Origin of the sequence: Clostridium sp. (assembly GCF_050717535.1) — a bacterium.
GTDB lineage: Bacteria > Bacillota > Clostridia > Clostridiales > Clostridiaceae > Clostridium_AD.
Window position 1 is genome coordinate 70,522 of record NZ_JBOITM010000076.1, and the last position, 16,622, is coordinate 87,143.

At 30.8% G+C, this 16,622-nt stretch carries 17 protein-coding genes; 9 read left to right on the top strand and 8 right to left on the bottom strand.

The genetic code is table 11. The features are described from left to right. Window positions 1-37: 37 nt before the first annotated feature. From ACREVU_RS14800 to ACREVU_RS14820, 5 genes are all read left to right on the top strand, one after another. A complete protein-coding gene (locus tag ACREVU_RS14800; protein ID WP_431552375.1) occupies window positions 38-718 on the top strand; it encodes a response regulator transcription factor in 681 nt (226 codons plus the stop codon). 1 nt (window position 719) lies between these two features. After that, window positions 720-2,132: a sensor histidine kinase gene (locus tag ACREVU_RS14805; RefSeq protein ID WP_431552376.1), complete on the top strand. Its 1,413-nt coding sequence runs from the start codon at window positions 720-722 to the stop codon at window positions 2,130-2,132. 108 nt (window positions 2,133-2,240) lie between these two features. Continuing rightward, the gene (locus tag ACREVU_RS14810) at window positions 2,241-3,026 is read left to right on the top strand and encodes a DUF3919 family protein (protein WP_431552377.1); all 786 of its coding nucleotides are present in this window, start codon (window positions 2,241-2,243) and stop codon (window positions 3,024-3,026) included. A gap of 32 nt (window positions 3,027-3,058) precedes the next feature. Then, a complete protein-coding gene (locus ACREVU_RS14815; RefSeq protein ID WP_431552378.1) occupies window positions 3,059-4,093 on the top strand; it encodes an ABC transporter substrate-binding protein in 1,035 nt (344 codons plus the stop codon). 42 nt (window positions 4,094-4,135) lie between these two features. Further along, entirely contained in the window at window positions 4,136-5,485 is a 1,350-nt protein-coding gene (locus ACREVU_RS14820) for an MFS transporter (protein WP_431552392.1), read from the top strand. A gap of 314 nt (window positions 5,486-5,799) precedes the next feature. On the opposite strand, the gene ACREVU_RS14825 is transcribed toward ACREVU_RS14820, so the two are convergent. The 6 genes from ACREVU_RS14825 to ACREVU_RS14850 form a co-directional block, all read right to left on the bottom strand. Then, window positions 5,800-5,916: an oleate hydratase gene (locus ACREVU_RS14825; protein WP_431552393.1), complete on the bottom strand. Its 117-nt coding sequence runs from the start codon at window positions 5,914-5,916 to the stop codon at window positions 5,800-5,802. Window positions 5,917-6,018: 102 nt separating this feature from the next. Next, the gene (locus ACREVU_RS14830) at window positions 6,019-6,453 is read right to left on the bottom strand and encodes a hydrogenase maturation protease (protein ID WP_431552379.1); all 435 of its coding nucleotides are present in this window, start codon (window positions 6,451-6,453) and stop codon (window positions 6,019-6,021) included. After that, window positions 6,446-7,126: a hydrogenase nickel incorporation protein HypB gene (hypB, locus tag ACREVU_RS14835; protein WP_431552380.1), complete on the bottom strand. Its 681-nt coding sequence runs from the start codon at window positions 7,124-7,126 to the stop codon at window positions 6,446-6,448. The genes ACREVU_RS14830 and hypB overlap by 8 nt, the downstream gene beginning before the upstream one ends. Before the next feature lie 4 nt (window positions 7,127-7,130). Continuing rightward, on the bottom strand, window positions 7,131-7,472 hold the full coding sequence (gene hypA / locus ACREVU_RS14840) for a hydrogenase maturation nickel metallochaperone HypA (protein ID WP_431552381.1): 342 nt from the start codon (window positions 7,470-7,472) through the stop codon (window positions 7,131-7,133). A gap of 3 nt (window positions 7,473-7,475) precedes the next feature. Beyond that, entirely contained in the window at window positions 7,476-8,843 is a 1,368-nt protein-coding gene (locus tag ACREVU_RS14845; RefSeq protein WP_431552382.1) for a nickel-dependent hydrogenase large subunit, read from the bottom strand. A gap of 21 nt (window positions 8,844-8,864) precedes the next feature. Then, complete coding sequence (locus tag ACREVU_RS14850) at window positions 8,865-9,728, bottom strand: hydrogenase small subunit (protein WP_431552383.1); 864 nt, start codon at window positions 9,726-9,728, stop codon at window positions 8,865-8,867. 127 nt (window positions 9,729-9,855) lie between these two features. On the opposite strand from ACREVU_RS14850, the gene hypF reads away from it, so the two are divergent. From hypF to hypE, 4 genes are read left to right on the top strand one after another with little or no spacing between them, the layout of a single operon-like run. Then, entirely contained in the window at window positions 9,856-12,168 is a 2,313-nt protein-coding gene (gene hypF / locus ACREVU_RS14855) for a carbamoyltransferase HypF (protein ID WP_431552384.1), read from the top strand. A 20-nt stretch (window positions 12,169-12,188) separates the two neighbouring features. Continuing rightward, window positions 12,189-12,401 (top strand): HypC/HybG/HupF family hydrogenase formation chaperone, encoded by a 213-nt coding sequence (locus tag ACREVU_RS14860; RefSeq protein WP_431552385.1) that lies wholly within the window; start codon window positions 12,189-12,191, stop codon window positions 12,399-12,401. After that, the gene (hypD, locus tag ACREVU_RS14865) at window positions 12,398-13,486 is read left to right on the top strand and encodes a hydrogenase formation protein HypD (RefSeq protein WP_431552386.1); all 1,089 of its coding nucleotides are present in this window, start codon (window positions 12,398-12,400) and stop codon (window positions 13,484-13,486) included. The genes ACREVU_RS14860 and hypD overlap by 4 nt, the downstream gene beginning before the upstream one ends. A 53-nt stretch (window positions 13,487-13,539) precedes the next feature. Then, window positions 13,540-14,547, top strand: a complete 1,008-nt coding sequence (gene hypE / locus ACREVU_RS14870) for a hydrogenase expression/formation protein HypE (RefSeq protein ID WP_431552387.1) — start codon at window positions 13,540-13,542, stop codon at window positions 14,545-14,547. Window positions 14,548-14,635: 88 nt separating this feature from the next. Here hypE and ACREVU_RS14875 read toward each other — a convergent pair whose 3' ends face one another. Both ACREVU_RS14875 and ACREVU_RS14880 read right to left on the bottom strand, forming a co-directional pair. Further along, window positions 14,636-15,214 (bottom strand): TetR/AcrR family transcriptional regulator, encoded by a 579-nt coding sequence (locus tag ACREVU_RS14875; protein WP_431552388.1) that lies wholly within the window; start codon window positions 15,212-15,214, stop codon window positions 14,636-14,638. A 45-nt stretch (window positions 15,215-15,259) separates the two neighbouring features. After that, window positions 15,260-16,132, bottom strand: a complete 873-nt coding sequence (locus ACREVU_RS14880; protein WP_431552389.1) for a DegV family protein — start codon at window positions 16,130-16,132, stop codon at window positions 15,260-15,262. Between the last annotated feature and the right edge of the window lie 490 nt (window positions 16,133-16,622).

Below are 16,622 nucleotides of genomic sequence, written 5' to 3' on the forward strand. Positions count from 1 at the left end.
TTATTATTCATTAGAGATAAGAAGGGGCGGTTATAAAATGAAAATTTTATTAGTAGACGACGAAGAAAGTATTTTGAATTTAGTCCGTATGAACTTAGAACTTGAAGGATTTGAGGTAGTAACTAGTGCTACTGGTAATATTGGAATCATGGCCTTTCAAGATAAAAAGCCAGACTTAGTTTTGCTTGATTTAATGCTTCCTGATTTAAATGGGTATGAGGTTATGAAAAGGATGAAACAGATTAATAGCAAAATCCCTATTATCCTTCTTACTGCAAAGGGTCAATTAAATGATAAACTCCTAGGGTTACAACTTGGTGCAGATGATTATATTACAAAACCCTTTGATAGTCGGGAAATTATACTACGTATACGTGCAATTTCAAGGAGAATCAATCAATTTAAGCTTCTTAATGAAAATTCTGAAAACAAAATAGAAAAAGGATTCATAAGGCTACTAAAAGCTGAGAGAAAGGTTTTTATAGATTCTGAAGAAGTGCAATTTACATTTCGTGAATTTGAAACTCTCAGTCTTTTAATGAAAAATATTAATAAGGTTTTTACTAGAACAGAGTTATTAGAAAAGCTTTGGGGCTATGATTATGAGGGCAACACTAGAGCTGTTGATATTCATATAGAACGAATTCGTAAAAAACTTAAAATTCATGGGAATGCTATTCAAACTATTTATGGTGCTGGATATAGATTAGAGGTATGAAATGAAAATTGGCATAAAAAATAAAATCGTAATTATGAATATAGCCGTGTTACTTCCAGCATTGCTTATTGTATGTTTCATTACCATTGGTAGCCTTTATAAAAATATACTAAATAATTCAATTACAATGTTAAAACAGGAGAGTTATAACAGTCAATTAAATATCATTACCTATTTAGAGGGTGAAAAAAACATAGGTTTTTCTGTGCTTTTTAAAAATATGAGCCCTTTTATTGCTACAAATTTATCTGATCATTATAAATTTAGAATTCAACTATATAACAAGGATGGATTAGTAGGGGATTCTGAAGAGTACCCTATAATTTTAGAGAATAATGATGTGGTTCATGCACTTTCAGGAACCAAATCCTATATTATAAAAAAAATTGATAACAAGCAATACATTTTATTTTCCAGCCCTCTTTATTTAGAAGAGGAAACCATTGGTTGCTTTCGATATATTTATTCACTAGATAAAGAAATTGTCCTAGTTAAAAATACCAGTATAACTATGTTACTTTTAGGTGGACTAGCACTGTTTTTTTCTATTTTTTTAAGTAACATATTTTCAAGAAAAATTGTTAGTCCTCTTGTATCTTTAAAAATAGCTTCTCAAAAGGTTGCAAATGGAGATTTTACAAATTTTATAGAAATTGATACTAGGGATGAGATAGCAGACCTAGCCCTGTCCTTTAATATTATGTCTACTAATATCAAGAGTTCTATTTTGAAATTAGAAGATGAAAAAGCAAATCAAAAAAGGTTTTTGGATAATGTTACCCATGAATTAAAAACCCCCATAACCTCCATTATTGGATATGCAGACTTACTTCCTAGAGTAAAGACTGAAGAAGATAAAACTCAATGTTGCGATTATATCGAAAAAGGTGGGCATCGCTTGCTTCGTCTTGTTGAAGAATTGTTAAACCTTTCTAAATTAAATAAGGAAGATTTTCAAATGGAAGTAAAGCAAACAAACCTTAAAGTTGTAATAGAGGAAAGTCTGCTAGTTTTGAAACCAAGATTAGAGAAATATAACATTTCAATTGAAACACTGTTATTTGACCATTTTCTTTTGATAGATGGACAAAGAACAGAACAAGTATTTTTAAATATAATTGACAATGCCATTAAGTATAGCGAGTGTACTTCCATTGTTATTAAAATGCTTCCAAGGTTAGAGTTTTTTACTGTTTCTATTTCGGATAATGGTAAAGGCATATCTGAGGAACATTTAAAAAAGGTTTTTGAGCCTTTTTATACTGCAAACAAAACTTTACAAAATCAATGCGGTGGTATGGGACTAGGACTTTCCATTTGCAAGGGAATTATGAAAAAAGAACATGGCGATATTTTTATAAGCAGTGACAAGGGGACAAAGGTAGAATTATATTTTGAATTGTTACAAAGTTGATGCAATTCTGATGTAATTCTGAAAACGTTTTTTGATACCATAAGGAGGAAGAGAAAAATAAATATTTTAAGAAAATATAAAAAGCTAATTATCATTTATTTTGTTTTTATGCTTTCACTAGGAATCATAATATTTTGGCAATATGAAAAAATTTATAATCATTTAGTACTTATTCAAGATAGAGAACAAGTTCTAGAAGCTGTAAGTAACTCAACACCTGTAAAATTAGAAGTTTATAGTAATCATTGGGGAAAAGCAGTTATTTCTGAGAGTAAGGTTATTCGGAATATATGGAATATTGTAGACCAAATGTCTAAGAGTAGTCCCCTTCAAGAGAACCAAAATACTTACACTTCTGATGAGATCAGTGGTACTATTTATTATTTGAACGGTAAAAAAGCTACTTTTAGTTTAGGGAGTTATTTAAAAATCAGTTCTATTATATATGGGAATCCTAAAGATAAGCCTTATGTAGATCAGCTTAAAAATTATCTGAATGAAAATTTATGTTGTCCTGAAAATCTCAGCAATCTAATTAATGAACGAAATAAGGTTACCGTAGTAGACAATAATAATATACAAAAATGCGGTCTTGATGATAAAACTTCTATTCGTAATAAGATACTAAAATGTTCTAAAATTCAGGATAATAAAGCCCTAGAACAAGCAATTAACACAAAGGGAAAAGTATTATACCACATAAAAACCTATTTAGAAAAAGAAAGTAATTTTATTCCAAACACCAAGGAAAATGCATATGCAATTATTAACATTGATGTTTATGAAAATGGATATATTGTTATTCAAGATTTTAGCAATGAGGTAGTAAATGCAATTTATATGAAAGGAAACTTAGTAGAGGTTTGTAAAGACATATGTATAAATGGCATTTGATTTTCATATTTCATTCCTTTGGAGGTATCTTAATGAAAGCTTATAAATTTACTATATTTATTCTACTCTTCTTCTGCTTTACATTGTTAACTGCATGCAATAGAAGGCAAAGTGCCTATCCTAACTTGCAAGGTAAAAAACTTTTAGTTTATGTAGCGTTTCATGAAGATGAGGCTAAACCTTTACTAGAAGGATTTAAACAAAAAACTGGCTGTGAGTATTCATTTTTGAGATTTCCTACTGGAGAAGCTTTAGCTCGGGCTGTGGAGGAGAAAGCAGATCCTAAAGCAGATGTTTTTTTAGGAGGCACAGTAGATGCTCATGAATTCATGAAAAAAGAAGGCATAACTGAGAAGTATATTTCTAAAAATGCTAGTTCCATTTCTGAAAGATATAAAGATAAAGATGGTTATTGGACAGGACTTTACATAGAAGCCTTATCTATCGGTATCAATAAAGAACGATGGGACGCGGAGTTTAAACCAAAGGGAATAAAGCAGCCAGAAAGCTTTGAAGATTTGTTAAACCCTGCTTTTAAAGGGGAGATTATTATTCCAGACCCTAGAACCTCAGGCACTGGATACACTTTTGTCTCTTATCTTGTACAATCTATGGGAAAGCAAAAGGCCTTAGAATATCTAGGCAAACTTAATCATAATGTAGCACAAGTTACTGTAAATGGTCTTACACCAGCAGAGAAGGTAGGAATTGGTGAATATTTAATTGCTGTTAATTTTATAAACCAACAGCTTATCGTTAAAAAATCTGGATTTAATATACAATCTAAAATTCCTAAAGATGTGGGATGGACCCTTTGTGCAGTTTCTAAAATTAAAAATGGACCAGACTCTAAGGCTGCAAATGCTTTTATAGACTATTGCTTAACTTCAGAAGCTGGTGATGCTCTAAAAAATTTTTCAATGGCTATGTCTACAAGGGAAGATGTTTCTATTTCTGAGGGAGGACAAAAATTAAATGATCTTTTAGCTAGCGAAAAATATGATTTTAAAAAAGCAGCTATAGATAAAGAAGAGATGCTAGATGCTATTGAAAAGATCAGTCCATAAATTTATGAATAAAATAAGTTATATGAAAGGTCGATGAAAGAAATGGGAAGTTTATTCAACTTTTTAAAACCAGCTCCGCCTATTAAAAGATTACCAAAAGATAAAATTGATTCAGCTTATAAAAAATATCGTCTACAAGTATTCCTAAGCATATATCTTGGTTATGCAGTTTACTACTTTGTTAGGAGTAATTTTTCACTAGCTAAGGTATATTTCATTCAAGAAGGTTTTACCAAAACACAACTTGGTATAGTTGCTTCTGCTCTTGGATTAGCTTATGGTGTTAGTAAATTTGTTATGGGAAACTTATCAGATAGGTCAAATGCAAGGTATTTTTTAGGTATTGGACTAATTTTGTCTGGTATTATAAATCTATTTTTCCCACTTACAACAAGTGTTACAATGATGTTTATATTGATGCTTGTGAATGGCTGGGTTCAAGGTATGGGGTGGCCACCATGTGGAAGAATCATGACACATTGGTTCTCAGATAAAGAACGTGGTGTTAAAATGGCTATTTGGAATACCGCACATAATGTGGGTGGTGGATTTATAGCTGTCATTGCTATTATGGGTGTTCAGATTTTCGGAGGCTGGAAAGGAATTTTTATTTTACCAGCTATAATTGCAATTATAACCGGAGTATTATATATGGTTTTTGCAAAAGATACACCTCAATCTGTAGGATTGCCTCCTATAGAAGAATATAAAAATGACTACCCTCCTGTAAAAGTAGATAATAGGGAACGAGAAATGACTGGAAAAGAAATACTATTTAAATATGTACTTAATAATAAGTTTCTATGGTCTATTGCTCTTGCAAATGGGTTTGTGTATATGGTAAGATATGGAATTGAAGATTGGGCTCCAGTATATTTAAATACTGTTAAAGGTTTTAGTATTCAACAATCTTCACTTGGATTTGCTTTATTTGAATATGCTGCAATTCCAGGAACTATACTAATAGGATGGATCAGTGATAAAGTATTCCATGGTCGTCGTGCACCCGTAGGTGTAGCTTGTATGATAGGTGTCTCAATTGGTGTATTTGTTTATTGGCAAAGTACAAGTGTTTTAGCAATATACATCACCTTGGCTTTGGTAGGTTCTTTAATATATGGACCTGTTATGCTTATTGGAGTAAGTGCCTTAGATTTAGTTCCTAAAAAAGCTAGTGGAACTGCTGCTGGTTTTACGGGACTATTTGGATATGTTATTGGACAAGTTTCAGCTGAAGTGGTAATGGGAATTGTGGTAGATAAATACAATTGGGCTGGAGGCTTCAAGCTTCTTATAGCTTCTTCAATAATTGCTACTATATTACTATCTCTAACTTGGAATGTACATGACAGATCAAAAGAAGAACCTGAAGAAATTGCTAATGTAAGTTAAATTTCTGTTTTATAAAAAATACTAAAAGTTACTATAATATATTATAGTAACTTTTAGTATTTTTGCTTGGTGTCTTATTTGGATATAAATATAAACGGTGCTCCAGCTTTGTTTTTAGGGAGGTTTAAAGACCTCCCAATTAGATTAGTTCAATAGCATAGCTTTAAGCGCACCTATTTCTTCACGTAGGTTATCATCATTAAGCATTGTAACAGCATAATTAATTAGTACACGAGCATCATGCTGTCCTTTATAAATAGGGGTAACCTTTTTATTAAGATTTAGGAATTTATAAACAGCAGTTTGTGCACCTCTTACAGAATAATCATTGTAAATACTACATCATCTGCTATTTCACAGAATTGTCCAAGTAATGCTAAGTTAGTTGAACCTTCTGGTATAACTTCTGGTCTGTCACCTTTTGCTGTGATTTATATTTTCATTATTTAATGGCTGCCTGCTTGGGAATGTATAGGATGACATTTACCAGGGTAATGCTAGCGAGCATTTGAATGAGTTTTTTTAATCATTATTTATACTATGATTTTAAGTATTTCACTACAGATAGACTGGAAATTTTTCTTTAGTTCAATGCTTATATCATAACTCATTTTTATTGATTGTATTTCAATTCCAATAAAATAACCTTTAACATTAATATCATAGATGTTAATTAAATCTAACAAATTCAGTGAATGTGTTTGTTTTTGGTATTTATAAGGTTTTTTTATATCACTTAAAGGTCTTTTTGTTATTGTTCCGGTTACATTTCCAAAACAAGTGGAATCAATAATATAAAACTCATCTTCACAATTTAATTTAGATAAACAATAGTCAACATCTGTTTCACCAATAATTACTTCAATATTATTATCCGTAAACATCTTTAGTAAGTTTTCTGAGACTAATAATGCAATTTTATCATCCATCATCAGTCTATTACCTAGGGCTATAACTTTTTTACTCATAATTATTTATGTGATTAGTTTTTTTGTGATTCACTTTGTCAATAATATATTTACTTAAATCATCTATGCCCTCATTCTTAGTACAGGAGGTTTCAAAAATTTCAATACGCGGATTAACACTTTTAATATCAACATAAAATTCAGATTTATTAAAATTAGTGTAAGGGATTAAATCTGTTTTATTTAAAATCACTGCACTACTTTTTTCAAACATTAAGGGGTATTTTAAAGGTTTATCATTACCTTCTGTAACACTAAGAACGCAAAGTTTTATATCTTCTCCTACGGAAAATTCAGCAGGGCATACTAAGTTTCCTACATTTTCAATTATTATAAGGTCGAGTTTTCTTAAATCAAAATTAAGTAAGGCTCTATTAATCATATTTCCATCTAAATGGCAAGCACCTGCAGTGTTAATTTGAACTACTGGTACACCTTGTGCTTCAATTCTGTCAGCATCTTTTGTAGTATAAATATCGCCTTCTATCACTGCTATATTTAAATTAGGTTTAAGCTTTTGTATTAATCTTTCAAGGATTGAAGTTTTACCAGAGCCAGGAGAACTCATTAAGTTAATAACAAATGTATTTAAAGAATCAAATTGTTCTTTATTTTCTAATGCTATTTCGTCGTTAGTATTTAACATATCCACGAATACTTTTATTTCACTCATAATATTAATCTCCTTCAATTGAATCTATATACATTTCATACCCATTTATAATTTTAAATGATGGTTTTTGGCAACTTGGGCATAGCTTATGATAATGATCTATTTTATAATTAATAAAGCAACACTCACAAAATGCTACAGCCTTTATTTTATCAATGCAAAGCTGAGAGCCAAAAGCCAAAGTATCTTTAGTACATATCTCAAAAGCAAAATTCAGTGAATCATCCATAACACCACAGAGTTCACCTATTTTTAAGGTGACTTTTGTTATTGTTTTTAAATTATTTTCATTAGCTTTTTCTAAAACTATTTTCATAGTATTTTCCATTATTGATAGTTCATGCATAACTTATATTATCTCCATATAAAAAGGTTCATTATGTTCTGTAACTACATGGGTAGCACAAGATACACAAGGATCGAAGGAACGTACTATACGTCCAATTTCAACTGGATTTTTCATATCTTCTATATGAGTACCAATTAGCGCATTTTCTAAGGCACCTGGCTTAGCGTGTTCATCTATTGGAGATAGGTTCCAAGCAGAAGGGGTTATTATATCATAGTTTTCTATAACACTATTTTCTATTGAAACAAAGTGAGCTAAAGCACCACGAGTGGCATCTACAGCGCCTATGCCCTTTGCAGTTTCAGGTACGATATATTGCTCTTGAGATGTATTAATAGGAAGTATAGAATCTAAAAGTTTAAGCATAGTTTCACTAATTATTTTTGCTTCTAGTACACGAGTAATTAATCTATCCATAGTAGATATTTTATTTTCATAATTACCCGACAAAATCATGCGAGCTATAGGGCCTACCTGAACAACTGCGCCTTCATATCTTGGAGCTTTTATAAAGGTATAGGCATTAGGTTTATTTAAATCTACTTTTCCATCACTATACCAAGATGAATACACACTTTCTGATATTTTAGTCATATCTAGATTTGATTTCACCCCATTAATAGATGCAGCAGGACTTACATATACTAAGTCTTTATCTTGTAAATCACTAAATAGGCCAAAAGTTAAAAGGTTATCAGTTCCTTTGCCAATTTTAAAATATTCATTGTAATATTTTGCAATAATATATATAGCGTTAGTCATGTCCCTTGAGATAAACTCATATACGCTAAGAAGCATGGATTTAAGTCTTATTATTGTGGATGCTGTTATATTTGCAGTAGTGCCACCAACAAAAACACCATGAGTATGAGGTGCTTTACCACCTAAAATTGCTAACATATCGTGAGTTATACGGCTGAATTTAAGTGCATTAATATAATCTTCTCTAAGTTTTGCTGTGTTTTTCTTGTCAAGTCTAAAGCCTGAGTTTAAAGAGGTTTCAGATGGATTTAGATTTACAAAATCAGGGAAGACATAAAGACAAATTTGTCTTATGGCATTTTGCAAAAAGTCACAACCGTGCATAAAATTTCTAACACTAACGTCGTTAGTTTTAGGTGTTATTTTTAGTGCATCTTCTAGTGCGAGACTAGCTACAATAGCATGGGATGTAGAGCAAATACCACATATTCTTTCGGTGAAATATATGCTATCAAGAGGAGGACGAGATTTTAACATAGCTTCAAATCCTCTGAAAAGTACACCACTACTTTTGGCATTTGTTATTATATTTTTTTCAATAGTAACTTCTATACTTAAATGACCACTTATTCTTGTTATGGGATCTATAATGATCTTAACTGACAATGTGTATTCACCTCGCAAAAATTAATATCTAACAAAAGGTTCAGTTCCATCAGGAAAAAATTCACTAGCGCAACCAATACAGGGAGTATTTGCTTCGACAGGCCAGCTGTGATTAGAATTCCATTTTCCAAGAGGACAATAAGCTTTTGTAATAGGACCTCTACAACCTAACTTAAACATGCATTCTGGGTCCCCAAGTTTTTCAGCAAAAATATTATTATCAAAATATGACCGCCGCTGACAATTAGTATGATTTGTATCTTTGAAAAACATTAGTGGTCTTCCTTTTTCATCTAATTCAACATTATTATATAAAATTAAACTTGCGATTGTTCCCATAAGCCAAAGTGGATTAACAGGACAACCAGGAACATTTATAGTTTTTTTACCCAGATACGTTTCGAGGCTTGTGCACTGAGATGGATTAGGCTTAGCTGCAGAAATACCTCCAAATGCGGCACATGTTCCTATAGAAATGATATGCTTTGCAAAAGGTGATGCTAAGGAAATAGCCTCTGCGGCAGATATATTTTTCCCATTATATGAAGCAACTATGGTATAAGCACCATCATTAATACTTGATACAGCACCTTCTACTCCAAGAATAAAGTCTGTATCTAAAGTGTCTAAAAATTCTTCAAAAGCCCTTGAACCCTGAGGAAACATTATAGAGGGACAAAATCTTAAATTAACCATTTCTTTTAGAAAATAAAGCATATCTGGCTCATAGGTGTTTAGAAAAGAAATTATATCTCCAGAACATCCAGTTGCTTCAAGCCATATAAAATTTATTTTATTAGCACTATTTTCATGAATTTTTTTTAGAGCTTCATCTATGATTTCTCTAATGAACAAAATATATCTTCCTCCTTTTTTAATTTTCATATAAACTCCATAGATTAAATATATTAAGCATAAATATACATTTTAAAATATATATATTAAATGTATATGGTAAAAATACTAATTTATTATATATAAATAAAAAAACCAAAGTGGGAGCAGATATAATATGAAAAGATATTTTATAGTAGTGAAAGGTATAGTGCAAGGGGTTGGGTTTAGACCTTTTATTTATAAATTAGCTTTAGAATTCAAATTAAGTGGTTTCGTTAATAATAATTCTGAAGGAGTATATATTGATGTAGAAGGTCATAAAGAAAACATTAGTAATTTCATTAGAGATATATCTATAAAATTACCACCTTTAGCTAAAATATATGAAATAAATATAACTGAGAAAAAGGTAGTAAATTACTCCACTTTTTCAATTGAAAGTAGTATTGAAGATGAAAATAATTTTACGTTAATATCGCCAGATGTGGCAATTTGTTCTAAATGCATTGATGATATAAGGAATATTAAAAGTGAAAAATACAAATATGCCTTTGCCAATTGTACAAATTGTGGTCCCAGATTTTCAATAATAAAAAACCTTCCTTATGATAGAAAAAATACTACTATGAGTGTATTTAATATGTGCAGTAAGTGCGAAGATGAGTATTTAAATATTATGGATAGAAGATTTCATGCAGAGCCTAATTCTTGCATTAACTGTGGTCCTCAAATATTTTTAACAAACAATTTAGGCGAAAAAATTTATTCGGATAGTGTTATTGAAGTTACGGTAGAAAAAATTTTAGAGGGAAAAATTTTATGTATTAAAGGTATAGGTGGATTTCACTTAGCTTGTGATGCGTTTAATTATGATGTAATTAAAAAATTAAGAGATAGAAAACACAGACCCGACCAGCCTTTTGCAGTAATGATGAAAAATATAAATATAGTAAAGAAATATTGTCATGTAGATAAAAGAGAAGAAGAGATACTTACGGGAAACAAAAAGCCTATTGTTATTTTAAATAAAAAAAATAGTTATGATATAAATAGGTCACTACCTGATATCATAGCTCCTTTTCAAAACACCTTAGGTGTTATGCTTCCATACACACCACTTCAGGAACTTTTATTTGAAGAAGGGTTAGAAGTTTTAATAATGACAAGTGGAAATGCTCATGGATTGCCATTAGAGCACAAAAATATAGAAGCGATTGATAATCTATCAAATGTGACAGATTATTTTTTAATGAATAATAGGGACATACATATTGCTGTAGATGATTCCATTGTAAAAGTTATAGAAAATGAGGAATATATGTTAAGAAGAGCTAGGGGATATGTACCAGAATCTATAAGGGGAAATGTGAACCACTCTATTTTAGCATGTGGATCTAGTATGAAAAACACCTTTTGTATATCAAAAGAAAATCATTTATTTTTAAGCCAACATAACGGAGATTTAAGTACGTTAGAAAATTATAAGCGTTATGTTGAAAATATAGAACATTTTAAAAGTATATTTAAATTTTTTCCAAAATATGTAGCTTGTGATCTCCACCCAGATTATTATACAAATATTTATATAGAAGAGCAAAATATAAAAGTAATTAAAATACAACATCATCATGCTCATATTGCAAGTTGTATGGCTGAGAATAATATTAGAAATAAAGTAATAGGTATTGCTTTTGATGGAACTGGGTTTGGAACAGATGACAAAATTTGGGGAGGCGAGTTTTTAATATGTGATTTATTAGGCTTTGAAAGGTTTGCTCATTTAGAATATGTGAAAATGCCTGGGGGAGAAAAAGCCATAAAAGAACCTTTTAGAATGGCTATGGCTTATATTTTTAAAGCTTATGAAAATGGTGTTTATAGTGAAAAAGATGCCCTAAACATAGGTAGTGAACTATATGGTGAAAAGGCTGAAGTTATCTGGAATATAATGAAATCTAATTTAAACTCCCCAGAGACATCTAGTATGGGAAGGTTTTTTGATGGGATTTCAAGCCTCATAGGAGTTAGAGATTATATAACTTATGAAGCAGAAGCGGCTATTGAACTGGAAAATAAAATTTATTCGCAGCAAGATTTAGATATTGAAGGTTCGCCTTATTCCTATGAAATAGTAAAGAGTAATAAGTGCTATCATATAAGCTTTTCTAAAGGAGTAAAAGAAATACTTGAAGATAGATTTTCAAAAGTAGATATAGGTTTAATAAGCTTAAAAATTCATAATACAATAGCTGAGATTACAATAGATATATGTAACCTCATAAGAGAAAGATATAAAATTAATGAGGTTGCCTTAAGTGGAGGCGTTTTTCAAAATACTTATCTATTAACAAAAATAACACACACACTTAGCAGTGAAAACTTTAAAGTCTATACTCAAAAGAAGATTCCTACTAATGATGGAGGTCTCGCTTTAGGGCAGTTAATCATTGCAAGTGGATTAATTGAACAGTCTTTAGAAATTAAATGAATCATAAAAAGGAGGTAACTATGTGCGTTGCTGTGCCAGGAGAAGTTGTTAAAATAAATGATTTTTTAGCTACTATTAAAGTAGGAAACATTTATAAGGATATCTATATTCATTTAGTACCGGAAGTTAAAATAGGACAATATGTATTAGTTCATGCAGGCTGTGCTATTGATATAATTGATGAAGAGGAAGCTTTCAGAATTTTAAAGCTTTTAGAGGAGTTATATCAATGAAATTTATAGATGAATTTAGAAATGAAGTCATTGCAAAAAAGTTAATCCAGCAAATGTCTCGGATTTCTTTAGAAAATATAAATATCATGGAGGTATGTGGAACGCACACTATGGCATTATTTAAATATGGAATACCAGAGCTTCTTCCAAAGGGAGTTCGTATTATTTCAGGGCCAGGATGTCCGGTATGTGTTACTTCAGCAGATTATATAGAAAGCGCTATTGAAATATCACATGTGAAGAATGTAATTATCTTAAGTTTTGGAGATATGTTAAAAGTTACATCCAATGAAAATGGTTCACTTTTAAAAAGGAAAAGTCAGGGTGGGGATATTAGGATGATTTATTCTCCTATGGATGCACTGAAAATAGCAGCGGATAATCCCCTTAAAAAAGTAGTTTTCTTATCTGTAGGCTTTGAACCTACTACATCGATTATAGCAGTAGCGGTTATAGAAGCTTATAAACAAAATATTAATAATTTATTTTTTTTAACATCAAATAAAATCACCACTTCAGCACTAAAAGAACTATTTAAAGATAAGGAAACCAATATTCAAGGCTTTTTATTACCAGGGCATGTAAGTACGATAATAGGGGAGAAGTCCTATAATTTTTTACAAAATGATTTTAAAATACCGTCAGTTATAGCTGGATTTGAATTATTAGACTTACTTCAAGGTATAAATACTCTTTTGCTTTTAATTGTGAAAAACAAAGCTTTGGTTATTAATGAATATAAAAGAGCTGTCAAAAGGGAAGGAAATATAATTGCATTAAATTATATAAATGAAGTTTTCAAAGTTATAGACTGTAATTGGAGGGGAATTGGAATGATTCCCAGTAGTGGGTATGCATTAAACGAAAAGTATGAAAAATTTGATGCATTAAAGCATTTTAATATAGAAGAAAAAATTTATGAAGAAAAAACTGGTTGTATTTGCGGAGAAATTTTAAAGGGCATTAAAACACCTTCAGACTGTAAACTATTTGGGAGTATTTGTACAGAAGAAAACCCAATAGGTCCATGTATGGTTTCGTCTGAGGGAACTTGCGCTGCTCATTTTAAATATAGTATAGGTTGATTTTTATTTTTAAATTGATAACTATTTTAATAAGTGAAGGGTAGGAGAGAGCTTTGGAGAAAACAATTAATTTGAATCATGGTAGCGGTGGTAGAGCAACTAATGAATTAATTAGAGATCTATTTTTAAAAGAATTTGATAATGATATTTTAAATGGATTAAATGATTCAGCAATTTTAAATATAGGTAGTGAAAAGTTAGCTTTTACAACGGATTCTTTTGTGGTAAAACCACTGTTTTTTAGGGGGGGGGATATAGGTAAGCTTGCAGTTTGTGGAACTATAAATGATTTGGCAGTTTCAGGAGCTAAACCACTCTATTTAAGTTGTTCATTTATTATAGAAGAAGGGTTTTCGATGAAAAAATTGGAACAAATAGTGAAATCTATGGCAGTTACTGCAAGACAAGCTGGGGTTAAAATAGTTACAGGAGATACTAAAGTTGTGGACAAAGGCGCTGCTGATGGAATATTCATAAATACTTCTGGCATAGGAGAAGTATTTAATAATGTTAACATAAAATCCTCTAATGCTAAAAAGGGAGACAAAATAATAATAAATGGTACATTAGGGGACCATGGAACTAGCATAATGTGTGAACGAAATAATTTGAATTTTATAGGTAAATTACAAAGTGATTGCGCAGCTTTAAACTCTTTAGTTGAAAGTGTAATAAATATGTGCCCAAATATTCATGTTATGAGGGATGCGACTAGAGGGGGACTTGCAGCGGTACTTAATGAAATTGCAGAGATGAGTAAAGTGTCTATTATATTAGAAGAAACTGCAATAGTTGTAAAAGAAGAAGTACAAGGCATTTGTGAAATGTTAGGACTTGATCCATTATACATACCAAACGAAGGTAAGGCTTGTTTTATTGTCCCTGAGGAGTATGCTGAGGTTGTTTTGAGCCAAATAAAAAGCCATCCACTGGGAATAAATGCATCCATAATAGGAAAGGTAGTGGATGATAAACCATATAAGGTTTATCTGAAAACTATAGTTGGTGGAACAAGAATAGTAAGTATACCACTAGGTGACCAATTTCCTAGAATATGTTAGAAGGAAAAATTCAAGTCACTTTCTCCTAATATAGAAGCCACAAATAGTTGTAAAATTATTCCTGTATTGGGTTGGTATTATTTTAAAATCATAGTAATTCTGAAACTATATTTAAGGATTTAGCAATATTTTCTTCCTGTGGATCTAAAATGATTTGTATTGAGGTTCCTAATATTGATCCTAAAATCATCCTTGATAGGGCACTTGATGAATAATTTTTAAGGCTTTTATTTGTAAAAATATTATCAGCGAGTACATAACGTTCTATCAAACTTGATAAATCCTTAAATAAATTACTGAGTAAATCTCCAAATGGTTTTGACCAAATTGACATACCAATTAAGTCATATAATAACTTAAACACTTCAGGAGTGCTTATTAACATGTTTTGAAAATAATCACTTAGGTTTGATAATCTCTTTTTAGATGTATCACCAATTTTTAAACATTCCTCAAATTGCACTAAATAACGCTTAGATAAGGTCCTAATTACCTCAATAAATAATCCTTCCTTATTCTTATAATAATAGTTAACCTGGCTTAGGACTACGTTCGCTTCTTCGGCAATACTTCTCATTGAAACATTTGCATAGCCATTTTTAGAAATGCATTTAAATGCAGCATCTAATATTTTTTGAGATTGATTTATTGATATTTTATCAGTCATTATTTTCTCCCTTCAATTTAATTCAAACATTGGTTCTTATTAAACTTAAGATTCTCTAACTTTGCCAATAAAAGCAATACATAGTATACCTTGTCCTGTATGAGTACCTATAATTGGACCAACATAGTTAATTATTACATTTTTCACCTTAACTTGACTCATTACTAAATCTTTTAAATGCTCTGCATCTTCTAAACAATCGCCATGGTTAATAAAAATGGTTTGTTCTTCAGGGTTAATAACACGGTCTTTAAATTCTTCTAATAAGACTCTAATGGATTTTTTTCTACCCCTTACTTTTTTTACAGTAACTAGTTTTCCGGCATTATCAAAGTCTAAAATAGGCTTAATTTCTAATAAAGTCCCTAAAGTGGCACTCGTAGCAGAAACTCTTCCTCCTCTTTTTAAATGCTCAAGGCTATCCACAGTAAACCAAAGGTTAATCTTGAGTTTGTTATCTTCAACCCAGTTAATAATATTTTCTTTAGATTTACCTTGCTTTAACATTTCACATGCATAATATACTAATAAACCTTGTCCAGCTGTAGCTCTTCTTGAGTCAATAACAGTTATATCTGCAGAACTGTTTTCTTCTAATATAGTTGACCTAGCCCTAACTGCATTATTGTAGGTCTCGCTTAGACCAGATGAAAAAGCTATATATATTATAGAGAAACCTTGAGAAATATATTTTTTGAAGTATTGTTCAAATTTGTAGGGTGTAATCTGGGATGTGGTTGGCATTTCACCTTTACTTAGTTCATCAAAAAACTCTTTATAACCTATTGATTTAGTAAGGGTGTCTTCATAATCTATTCCTTTTAAATTAAAATAAAATGGAATAATAAAAATATTATTCTGTTTTATGTATTTAGCTGAAAGATCACAATCAGAATCAGTAACAATTAATGGTTTCATTTTAAATTCCCTCCAAAGTTCCTTATAACTATTATGACATTTATTAAGTAAAATAATTCATACGTTCGATTTATGAGTAATTTTATCATGTTTTTATTAGCATGTCAATTTTAAAATTAGTATTTTTCTGGTCAGTGTAATGAAGTCTGATCTCATAGAAAAACTAGAAGTCATCTTGTGACATCAAGTATAATATCTACCTATTCTGGATTATTAAAATTAAGTTTTGACTGATTTGTAGACACAATAAGAGGAAGTTGGGAATTAATGTAGAATTATAATTTGTGAATGCTTATTTCGACATCATTGCTGTATTACCCCTTGGGTTATTTTGAGTAAGAGGGTAATTAAGAACCCTCTTACTATTGTGCGCCCGGCATGGGCGCAATCTAATGGGTGAAAGTCCCTAGCACGGGTTAATAGTGCCAAGTGCATAGCTTAAGACAAGGGTGTCCATCGCGAGACGGAATCTGAAGGAAGTCGGCGGCCA

Bases quoted from the DNA above. Each gene is read 5' to 3' on its own strand.
- ACREVU_RS14800 (WP_431552375.1), top strand. From the start codon at position 38: ATGAAAATTTTATTAGTAGACGACGAAGAAAGTATTTTGAATTTAGTC.
- ACREVU_RS14805 (WP_431552376.1), top strand. From the start codon at position 720: ATGAAAATTGGCATAAAAAATAAAATCGTAATTATGAATATAGCCGTG.
- ACREVU_RS14810 (WP_431552377.1), top strand. From the start codon at position 2,241: ATGCTTTCACTAGGAATCATAATATTTTGGCAATATGAAAAAATTTAT.
- ACREVU_RS14815 (WP_431552378.1), top strand. From the start codon at position 3,059: ATGAAAGCTTATAAATTTACTATATTTATTCTACTCTTCTTCTGCTTT.
- ACREVU_RS14820 (WP_431552392.1), top strand. From the start codon at position 4,136: ATGGGAAGTTTATTCAACTTTTTAAAACCAGCTCCGCCTATTAAAAGA.
- ACREVU_RS14830 (WP_431552379.1), bottom strand. From the start codon at position 6,453: ATGAGTAAAAAAGTTATAGCCCTAGGTAATAGACTGATGATGGATGAT.
- hypB (WP_431552380.1), bottom strand. From the start codon at position 7,126: ATGAGTGAAATAAAAGTATTCGTGGATATGTTAAATACTAACGACGAA.
- hypA (WP_431552381.1), bottom strand. From the start codon at position 7,472: ATGCATGAACTATCAATAATGGAAAATACTATGAAAATAGTTTTAGAA.
- ACREVU_RS14850 (WP_431552383.1), bottom strand. From the start codon at position 9,728: ATGAAAATTAAAAAAGGAGGAAGATATATTTTGTTCATTAGAGAAATC.
- hypF (WP_431552384.1), top strand. From the start codon at position 9,856: ATGAAAAGATATTTTATAGTAGTGAAAGGTATAGTGCAAGGGGTTGGG.
- ACREVU_RS14860 (WP_431552385.1), top strand. From the start codon at position 12,189: ATGTGCGTTGCTGTGCCAGGAGAAGTTGTTAAAATAAATGATTTTTTA.
- hypD (WP_431552386.1), top strand. From the start codon at position 12,398: ATGAAATTTATAGATGAATTTAGAAATGAAGTCATTGCAAAAAAGTTA.
- ACREVU_RS14875 (WP_431552388.1), bottom strand. From the start codon at position 15,214: ATGACTGATAAAATATCAATAAATCAATCTCAAAAAATATTAGATGCT.
- ACREVU_RS14880 (WP_431552389.1), bottom strand. From the start codon at position 16,132: ATGAAACCATTAATTGTTACTGATTCTGATTGTGATCTTTCAGCTAAA.